We start from the raw sequence: 9,613 nt of genomic DNA, 5'->3' as shown, positions 1-9,613 counted from the left end.
GTCGTGAGTGCGTAACAGTGTTATAACACTGTTACGCACTCACGACCCCGTCCGGCGCGCGTGGGCGGTGGGTTGCCGAGAGCGGTGCGACGAGGAGCTGGAAGGCGGCACCTGCGACACGGGCGGACGAGTGGTGATACCCCCGCATCCCACCTGGCAGGAGGGGGCTCCGTTCCCGCGGCGGCGCCTGCAGGAAGATCCCGGAGAACCCCTCCTCGGTCAGCGGCAGCCCGGCGCGCGGCCGTCGGGAGTGGTCCGCGCGTACGTGACGATGCTGGGCGTCGTGGGCGGTGCGATCGCCGCTGCGAGCGTGGTGACGACGCACGAAGCGCACGCCGCCGGCGAAGGGGCTGAGCTCGGCAGCATCACACCGATCGTCTCGATCGCCCACGCCGTGACCGAAGGGCCGCCGGAGCAACCGGCGCGACCCGCCCTGCTGCCCGCGCAGTCGGCGTCGGATGGGCAGGACGAGCTGGCCGGGCTGAGCAAGAGCGTGCGCCTCGAAGAGGAACGCGCGGCTGCGGAAGCCGAAGCGGCGCGCAAGCGGGAGGAAGCGGAGCGCGAGGCGCTCCGCAACCGCGTCGTGTGGCCGGTGCAGGGGCGGATCACCTCGAAAACCGGTGCACGCTGGGGGAAGACGCACTACGGCCTGGACGTCGCCAACCGGATCGGCACCCCGATCCGTGCGGTCAAGCGGGGCACGGTGGTCGAAGCGGGCCCGGCCAGCGGGTTCGGGCTGTGGGTTCGGGTGCGCCACCCGCACGGCACGACCACCGTGTACGGCCACATCGACCGCGCCCTGGTGACCGCGGGTGAACGCGTCGAGGCAGGTGAGGTGGTCGCCGAGGTCGGCAACCGCGGCCAGTCGACCGGACCGCACCTGCACTTCGAGGTCTGGGACGCCGCCAGCCGCAAGCTCACCCGCTGAAGTGGTTGCAGGACACCGGCGCCCAGTCCTGACTCGCCGACTACTGCCGCGTGGTCGCCCGGCCGCGGCCGACCCCGGGGAGGAATCGGCCCACGCGGGCCGCGTAGGCGGTGTAGTCGGCACCGTGGACACGGGCGAGGTACGGCTCCTCGACCATGCGGACCTGGATCTCGATCCCCGCGACCAGGGACGCGAGGCCGAGCAGCTGCACCCAGTTCGGGACCATCAAGCACAACCCGGCGAACGCGGCGATCATCGCGGTGAAGACCGGGTTGCGCGCCAAGCCGAAGGAGCCAGTCGTGACCAGGCTCGTGCGCTCGGTGCTGTCCACGCCTATCCGCCAGGAAGGACCCATACCCGTCTGCGCGGCGAGAACCCCGAGGAAGCTCAGGAGCGCTAACACCAGACCGAGCCATCCGGCGACCTGTCCATCCAGGACGGCCAACGGCGCGAGCACGTCCGCGATGGCGAGCACCGGACCGAGCAGGCCCAGCACGAGCGCTGCGATGAACAGCACCGCACCCCACCACCCCGGCGACCCGACGGGCTCGTCGGGGCGGCGGAACCCGCTGTCACCAGTGCGCCGCACGTGCAACCAACTCCGCACACCGAAGGTCACGGCGAGCGCCAGCAGGTAGAGGATCAAGGCAGTGGTGGGCATGCTGCTCCTGTCGTGATTCTCCCGTCAGCCGAGCTGGGGGGCTGGGTGGCTGCTTTCCGCTGCTCAGGTCGGCAGCGCCGCGGGTTCGAGCTGGTGCTTCCCGGCGTCCAGGTGTTGGGCGGTCGGCGGGACGACCGGGGTCTGGGGGCGCCGCCGTCGACCTCAGGTGTCACCGCCGTCTGCACAATACATAGTGACATGCGCATGAATGCACGACGAGAGGGCGAGGTGATCACGACGGTGGGGAGGGTCGGCCGGACCACGATGGGTCGAGTCGTCCGGCGCGTGGGGGCTTCGCGCGATTTCCATGTGCATCGCATCCACCAGGCCACCGACGGCGCTCAGAGATGGGGTCAGCGGTCCTGCCCCGCCCCGCGGAGCGGGGGCTCTGGCCATTGCCGGGATCGCAGGACGGGGGACTGGTTGGTGATGGGCTTCCGGTTGAGCGGGCTGGAGGTTGCCGGGACCGTAGGGCGAGGGGCTGATTGGTGCCGGGGAGGTGCCTCGTCCTGTGCGGGGTGCCTGTTCAGGCTGGCGTTCAGCGTTCTCCCAGCGTGGCGCGGTGTTGAGCCGAACCGCGATGTCCTCAGTGGACTGGTGGCGTGGCTGTGCGCAGGATCGGGAGTCGTGGCGAGTTGGGCTGGTCAGAAGCCGAAGGCGAAGCAGGTGGCCATCGCCAGCACTGGGAGCAGGGCGATGCCTGCGAGGGTCGGGAGCGTTGCCGCGGTCAGGCCGACCATGCCGGAGGTCAGTGCCCACCGGGTGCGTCCTGGTGCCGTCCGGAGGCCGTTGAGGTGGTGGAGGCGGAGCGCGACGGCGCTGTTGGCCATGCCCAGCGCGTGGGACGGCAGGGGACCGGTGCGCCCGCCGGTCATCCGCAGCAGCGCCGAACGCACCGATCCTGGACCGTGCTGGTGCGCGGCGGAGCGGTCGGCGGCGAGCTCGACTGCGGTGCGCACCAGGTCTGGGGAGCGCCGCATCAGCGGGATCCACGGTGCCGAGCGGGACAGCGCTTCGGCCAGCCCGACCAGGAGGTGATGGCGCCCGCGCAGGTGCGCGCGCTCGTGCTCCAGCACCGCGGCGGCATCGGCGCCGAGGCGGTGGCGCACCCCGTCGGTGGCGACCACGAAGCTCGGGGTACCCGCCACGCTGTAGGCCATCGGCTCGGGGTGCGGCAACCACATGATCGGGAACGCGCCGGCCTCCTGACGGGCGGCGACGCGCAGCAGTTCCAGGTGGCGGCGGTGCTCGCGGCGCTGGTGCCGGGTGTGCCGCAGGAACCTGGTGCTCACCCGGGCGGACAGGACCCCGACCGTGGTGGGCAGCAGGAGACCGGCGACCAGGTGCACCGGGGGCGCGGAACCGTGCTGCAGCGCGGTCCAGCAGTGGTGGAGCAGCTGCACGAGCAGCGGTGCCGAACCGTGGGTGGGCAGCACGACGATCGTCAGCGCGGCGGTCACGGTGGTGAACGTGGTGGCGACCAGCGCACCCCATGTCATCAGGACGAGCTGCGGGTCCGCCCGCCGCTGCAGCATTCGGTGGAGCGCGGCTGGGGCGCACCCGGCGACGACGGCCACGCCGAGCAGGAGCGCGACGGCGAGGATCATCGCTTGGGCCGTCGACGCAGCCCGCGCCGCAGGGCGGCCGTCTCGTCGTCCGATGCGGACTGCGCGAAGTGGAGCAGGACGGCCTCGGGGTCGCCGCTGGAGTCAAGCAGCTCGCGCAGCACTCGCGCGGCCGCCTCCTCGCGGCTCTCCACGGGCGTGTACAGGTAGGCGCGGTTCTGCAGCTCGCGGTCCACCCAACCCTTGCGGTGGAGGTTGTCGAGCACCGTCATCACCGTCGTGTAGGCGAGATCGCGCGTTTCGTTGAGCTTCGCGAGGACCTCACGGACGGTCATCGGCGAACCGGACGTCCACAGCACGTCCATCACACCGTTCTCGAGATCTCCCAGGCCCTGCATGCCATTTTCCGTTCCCAGCGGCCGAGGATACCGGGTTCGCGGACGGGGAATCGCGGGCCGTGGGACGGCCCGGGGTGCGACGACCGCCGCCCGTCCCGCCGACCTGGCCCCCACCGCCGTTCACAGCTCGGGCAGGTGGCTGATGTCCAGGTTGGTCCCGGCGATCTCGGTGCGCAGCTCGTTGAGCCGCTTGTACTGCTGGACCGCCGAGGCGCGTTCGGCCGCGGTGAGCTCCAGGACGAGCGCGTGCAGGACGGTCAGCGGTGCGATGAGCTCGTTCGCCGCGCCCTCGGTGGAGTCGGGCAGTGGCAGCACGGTGTCGGCCCGGGTTTCCCGCGCTTCGTCGATGGCTTCGGTCAGCAGCACGCTGCGCGCGCCGATCCGGTGCGCGTGGTCGAGGACGATGCCGATCTCCCGGAACAACCGCAGTGGCGCGATGACGACCACCGCGTGGTCGGGTTGCAGCCGCAGGAGTTCGTCGGCGAGGCGGAACCCGGTCGCGGTCCAGGCATCGGCTGGCCTGCCCGCGCGTCGCAGGCTCAGCGCCAGGTGGTCGGCGAGGGCGGCGCTGGGGCCGATGCCGTAGGCCCAGATGTGCTCGGCTTCGTTGAGCGCCGCGACGGCGCGGGACCAGTCGACGCTGCCGATGAGCGCGGGCACCTCGTTGAGCAGGGCCAGCCCGGCTTCGATGACCGGTTGCAGCACGCCGTGCTCGGGGCGGAGCCGCTGCACCCGGTCGTCGAGGACCTGCGCGGGGTCGCGGCGGCGGGCCAGGTGGTCGACGAGGCTGCGCTTGAGGTCGTTGAGCCCGTCGAAGCCGAGCTTGCGCGCCGTGCGGATGACGGTCGCGTCGCTGGTGCCGGTGACGTCGCCGAGCTTGGCGGCCGAGGAGATGGCCGCCTCCTCGGGGTGGCGTTGCAGGTAGTCGGCCACCGCTCGTTCGCCGCTGGCGAGCTTGCCCGCGCGGTCCCGGATGCGCTGCCCCAACGATTCAGTGTGCGAAGTGTTCACGTCGTCCATTGTGCCTCCATGAAGTGAATGCTACGTTCCTGGGCTGTTGGGGCCGAGCACCACCGACCTCCTGCGGAGACCGTGATGAGACCAGTTCAGCAGTCGAGCGTCGCAGTGATCGGCGTGGGCACGATGGGCAGCCAGCTGCTGCACCGGCTCGCCGCCGAGGGCGTCGCGGCGACCGGTTTCGAGCAGTTCGACATCGGCCACGAGCGCGGCGCGGCCGGTGGCGAGACGCGCATCTTCCGCGTCGCCTACAAGGAAGGTGGTGACTACGTCCCGCTGCTGCGCGAAGCGCGCTCGGCGTGGCAGGAGCTCAGCGCACGTGCGGGTGTTCCGCTGCTCGAACCGCGCGGCGCGCTGACCATCGGGTCGGTCGAGGACCCCGACGTGCGCACCGTGCTCGACGTGACCGAGCAGTGCGGGCTCGACGTCGAACAGCTCGACCACCGGGAGACCGCCCGCCGGTTCCCGCAGCACCGGCTCTTCCCCGACGACGTCGTGCTGCTCGACCGCGAAGGCGGCCTGCTGCACCCGCAACGCGCGATCGTCGAGACCGCGCTGCTCGCGGAGGAGGCCGGGGCCCGGCTGCGCACCGGCACCACCGTGGAGGAGGTCGTCGACAACGGCACCGGCGTTACCGTGCGCTTCCGCCGCGGCGACGAGGTCCAGGTCGAGGAGTTCGACCAGGCAGTCGTGTGCACCGGGCCGTGGATCACCCGCAGCGTGCCGGAGCTCGCCCGCGACGTCGAGGTCCGGCGCGCCGTGCTGTGCTGGTTCGAACCCGTGGCGAACTGGGGTCCCGAGCACTTCCCGGTGGGCATCCGGCGCAGCGGAGGGGAGAACACCTTCTCCTTCTTCCCGGACGTCGGCGGCGGCGTGAAGATCAACCTGCACGTGCGCAAGTCCGTCGTGGACGACCCGGACCTGCTGGACCCGGTGGTGGCACCGGACTACGTCGCCAGGGTGGCCGCGGCGGTCTCGGACTGCCTGCGTGGGCTGCCCGCGCGCCCCACCGCGGTGCGGACCTTCATGGAGGGCTACACCGCGGACAACCACGGCATCATCGGCCGCGACCCGGACCGGCCGAACGTGCTGGTGATGGGCGGGTTCTCCGGCCACGGCTTCAAGCTGGCACCGGTGTTCGCCAGGGCGGCCGCCGAACTGCTCCGCACCGGGAGCACCGACGTGCCGATCGACCACCTGTCGCTGTCCCGCCTCCGCTGACCACAGCTCTCGCCGGGAAGCGCGGCGCCGCGAGCGCCATCCCGGACCACCGCACCGCGGGCGGCTCGTGCTGCTCGCTCCACCGACCCTTGGGGAATGCCATGCTGCGCATCGGTATCGACGTCGGCGGCACGTTCACCGACGTGACCGCGCTGGACACGGTCACCGGCCAGTTCCACATCCACAAGCTCCCGTCCACCACCGACGACCAGTCGGTCGCCGTGGCCGACGGCGTCCGAGCGGTGCTGGGCCTGGCCGGTGCCGACGCCGCCGACGTCGGCTACCTCGGCCACGGCACCACGGTGGCCACCAACACCGTGCTGGAGTCCAACGGCGCCCGCACCGCGCTGGTCACCACCGCGGGCCTGCGCGATGTCCTGGAGATCGGTCGCCAGCAGCGCCCCGACCTCTACGACATGGACGCCGACAAGGCACCGCCCCTGGTGCCGCGATCCCAGGTGCACCCGGTGGTGGAGCGGATGTCGGCCGAGGGCAAGGTGCTCGAACCGCTCGACACCGACGAGCTCGCGGCGCTGGTCGAGCGGTTGCGCGCCGATGCACCCGAGGCCGTCGCGGTGTGCTTCCTGCACAGCTACCGCAACGCCCACCACGAGCTGGAGGTGGCGGACCGGTTGCGCGCGGCGCTGCCCTCGGCCTACGTGTGCGCCTCGGCGGAGATCGCACCGGTCTTCCGCGAGTTCGAGCGGTTCTCCACCACGGTGGTCAACGCCTACGTCGGACCACGCATCAACCGCTACATGTCGCGGCTGGCGGAGCGGATCCGCGCCACCGGCGTGCCGGTGGAACCCAAGGTGATCGGTTCCAGCGGCGGCATGATGTCGCTGTCCTCGGTCGGCCGCTACCCGGTCACGACGCTGCTGTCCGGGCCGTCGGCCGGGGTGGTCGCCGCGTCGCACGTGGCCGCGCAGGCGGGCTTCGACGACCTGATCACCTTCGACATGGGTGGGACCAGCACCGACGTGTGCCTGGTGCGCGGCGGCCGGGCGCTGGTGTCCGCGCAGCGCCGCATCAACGACCGCCCGGTGCGCACCCCGTCGCTGGACATCCACACCGTCGGTGCTGGTGGCGGCAGCATCGCGCGGGTGGACCCCGGTGGGGCGCTGGAGGTCGGCCCCAGCAGCGCCGGATCACAGCCCGGGCCCGCCGCCTACGGGCGCGGCGGGGTCGAACCGACCGTCACCGACGCCAACGTCCTGCGCGGGCGGTTGAACCCGGAGCACATCCTCGGTGGCGCCCTGGCCGTGGACCACGGAGCCGCGGCGCGTGCGGTGGAGGGCGTGGCCACCGCGATGGGGGTGGACCGGGCGGCGGCCGCACGCGGCATCGGCCGGATCGCGGCGGTCAACATGGCCGGTGCGGTGCGCAAGGTCTCGGTGGAGGCCGGCGAGGACCCGCGCAGTTGCGCGCTGGTGGCCTTCGGCGGTGCGGGGCCGCTGCACGCCGTCGAGGTCGCCCGCGAGGTCGGGATGCGCACCGTGCTGATCCCGCCGAACCCGGGAACGCTGTGCGCGCTCGGCCTGCTCGTCACCGACATCCGCACCGAGTTCGCCAAGGCGGTGCTGGCCGATGCTGCTGATGCCGATCTCGACAAGCTCAACGAAGCGCTGCACGAGGTGCGCGGTGCCGCGCGGGAGTGGTTGGCCGCCGAAGCTCCGTCCGGTGTGGACACCGCCATCACCGGCGTGGCCAGGATGCGCTACGCCCGGCAGAACTTCGAACTCCCCGTACCGCTGCCGCCGCGGGTGGTCGACACGGCTCGGTTCGACGCCGCTGCGATCGCCGAGCTGACCGAGGCCTTCCACGACCAGCACACCCGGAGCTACGGCTTCGCCCACCGCGACGCCCGGGTGCAGGTCGTGGAGGTGCAGCTGACCCCGGCAGCGGTGGTGGGCGAACCGGAGCTGCCCGCGGTCGAGGAGGGCACCGACCCCGCCGGTGCGCTGCTCGGCCACCGGGCGGTGGACTTCGACGAGACCGGCGAGCTCGACACCCCCGTCTACGACCGGTCGGGGCTGCGCGCGGGCACCGTGCTGCCCGGCCCGGCCATCGTCGAACAGCTCGACACCACCACGGTCATCACCCCGTCGTCCACCGCGCGCGTCGACCGCTGCGGCAACCTGATCATCGAACTGGAGCAGTGATGAGCACTCCTGACCCGATCACCGTGCAGGTCATCGGCGCGTCCCTGGTGACCGTGGCGGAGGAGATGGGCGCGGTGCTGCGCCGGGCCAGCTACTCGACCAACATCAAGGAACGCGCGGACTGCTCCACGGCGCTGTTCGACGAGCGCGGCAAGCTGGTCGCCCAGGCCGAGAACATGCCGATCCACATGGGATCGATGACCGGTCTGATCGACTCGTTGGAGGCCTCCGAGCTGACCGCGCGGCCCGGGGACGTGTTCATCACCAACGACCCCTACCACGGCGGCGGCACCCACCTGCCGGACATCACCATGGTCAAGCCGGTCTTCGACGGCGACGAGCTCCTCGGCTACAGCGCCAACATCGCGCACCACTCCGACATCGGCGGCCGGGTGCCGGGCAGCAACGCTGGTGACTCGAACTCCCTGTTCCAGGAAGGGCTGCGGATCCCGCTGGTCAGGTTCGCCACTGCCGCCGGGGTGGAGCAGGCGCCGCTGGCGTTCGTCGAGCTGAACTCGCGACTGCCTCACGAGCGGCGCGGTGACATGCTCGCCCAGCTCGCCTCGGTGGAGCTGGGGGAGCGGAGGCTGCGCGAGGTGCACCAGCGCCACGGCCGCGAGACCGTCCGCGCCGCGACCGCGCACCTGCTGGAGCACTCCCGGAAGCGGCTGGCGGCGGCGCTGCTCGCGGTGCCGGACGGCACCTACCGGTTCCGCGACCTGATGGACCCCAGCGACGGACCAGCCACCGAGATCGTGGTGGCCATCACCATCACCGGAGACCGGGTGGCGCTGGACTTCGACGGCACCGGGCCGCAGAGCCCGGTCGGCATCAACGTGGTGCGACCGGCGTTGGAAGCCACCGCCTACTACGCCCTTAAGGCGGTGCTGGACCCGGGGATCCCGCCCAACGGCGGCTTCTTCGACGCCGTGGAGATCCGCGCTCCGCGCGGCAGCATCGTCAACCCGGTCGAGCCCGCGCCGGTCACCGCCCGCACCGACACCTGCCAGCGGGTCGCCGACGTCGTGCTGGGCGCGCTGGCCGAGGCGGTACCGGAGCGCGTCCCCGCAGCCAGCCACAGCACCGTCACGTACGTGACGTTCTCCGGCGAGCACGACGGCGAGTTCTTTGTCTACCCGGAGGTGGTGGCCGGTGGTGGCGGTGCCCGGACCAGCAAGGACGGCATGGACGCCATCCAGGTGCACATCACCAACTCCTCCAACCTGCCCATCGAGGCGTTGGAGCAGGAGTACCCGCTGCTGGTCGACACCTACGAGCTGATCCCCGACTCCGGCGGCGCAGGCACCCACCGCGGCGGCCTCGGCGTGCGCCGCGACGTGCGCATCCGCTGCGAACACGCCGAGTTCTCCGCGCACGCCGACCGCCAGGCGTCCCGCCCGTGGGGCTTGCGCGGCGGGCAGGACGGCACGCCCGGCCGGTTCGTCATCAACCCCGGCCGCGCCGACGAACGCGCACTGCCGGGCGGCCGGATCTCCGGGGTGCGGCTGCGCGAAGGCGACGTGCTCCGGGTGGAGAGCCCGGGCAGCGGCGGCTTCGGCGACCCCGCGCAGCGCTCGCCCGAGCAGGTGCGCGAGGACCTGCGCAATGGCCGCATCACCGGAAGAGCAGCCCGCGAGCACCACGGGTTCTGAGCCCGGCGC

General features: G+C 72.0%; 8 protein-coding genes. 4 read left to right on the top strand and 4 right to left on the bottom strand.

Features of this window, described 5'->3' with window-relative positions:
• The first annotated feature begins 271 nt into the window (after nt 1-271).
• Nucleotides 272-928, top strand: a complete 657-nt coding sequence (locus ABT324_RS12720; protein ID WP_351175616.1) for a M23 family metallopeptidase — start codon at nt 272-274, stop codon at nt 926-928.
• 40 nt (nt 929-968) lie between these two features.
• Here ABT324_RS12720 and ABT324_RS12715 read toward each other — a convergent pair whose 3' ends face one another.
• From ABT324_RS12715 to ABT324_RS12700, 4 genes are all read right to left on the bottom strand, one after another.
• Entirely contained in the window at nt 969-1,589 is a 621-nt protein-coding gene (locus ABT324_RS12715) for a methyltransferase family protein (RefSeq protein WP_351175608.1), read from the bottom strand.
• 644 nt (nt 1,590-2,233) lie between these two features.
• A complete protein-coding gene (locus tag ABT324_RS12710; protein ID WP_351175606.1) occupies nt 2,234-3,196 on the bottom strand; it encodes a M56 family metallopeptidase in 963 nt (320 codons plus the stop codon).
• Entirely contained in the window at nt 3,193-3,552 is a 360-nt protein-coding gene (locus tag ABT324_RS12705; protein ID WP_351175604.1) for a BlaI/MecI/CopY family transcriptional regulator, read from the bottom strand. The genes ABT324_RS12710 and ABT324_RS12705 overlap by 4 nt, the downstream gene beginning before the upstream one ends.
• A 120-nt stretch (nt 3,553-3,672) precedes the next feature.
• Complete coding sequence (locus ABT324_RS12700) at nt 3,673-4,563, bottom strand: MurR/RpiR family transcriptional regulator (protein WP_351175602.1); 891 nt, start codon at nt 4,561-4,563, stop codon at nt 3,673-3,675.
• Nucleotides 4,564-4,647: 84 nt separating this feature from the next.
• Between ABT324_RS12700 and solA the strand changes: the two genes are divergently transcribed.
• The 3 genes from solA (at nt 4,648) to ABT324_RS12685 (ending at nt 9,604) form a co-directional block, all read left to right on the top strand.
• On the top strand, nt 4,648-5,790 hold the full coding sequence (gene solA, locus ABT324_RS12695) for an N-methyl-L-tryptophan oxidase (protein ID WP_351175600.1): 1,143 nt from the start codon (nt 4,648-4,650) through the stop codon (nt 5,788-5,790).
• Nucleotides 5,791-5,891: 101 nt separating this feature from the next.
• Nucleotides 5,892-7,952 carry a hydantoinase/oxoprolinase family protein gene (locus tag ABT324_RS12690; RefSeq protein WP_351175598.1) on the top strand — a complete coding sequence of 687 codons (2,061 nt, stop codon included), beginning with the start codon at nt 5,892-5,894 and terminating at the stop codon, nt 7,950-7,952.
• Nucleotides 7,952-9,604, top strand: coding sequence for a hydantoinase B/oxoprolinase family protein (locus ABT324_RS12685; RefSeq protein ID WP_351175596.1), 1,653 nt, complete (start codon nt 7,952-7,954; stop codon nt 9,602-9,604). Before ABT324_RS12690 ends, ABT324_RS12685 begins: the two co-directional genes overlap by 1 nt.
• The last annotated feature ends 9 nt before the right edge of the window (nt 9,605-9,613 follow it).

This window comes from Saccharopolyspora sp. NPDC000359 (genome assembly GCF_040300525.1).
Classification (GTDB): Bacteria; Actinomycetota; Actinomycetes; order Mycobacteriales; family Pseudonocardiaceae; genus Saccharopolyspora.
Note: the sequence above shows the minus strand (reverse complement) of the source record. Positions and strands in the feature narration are given on the sequence as shown.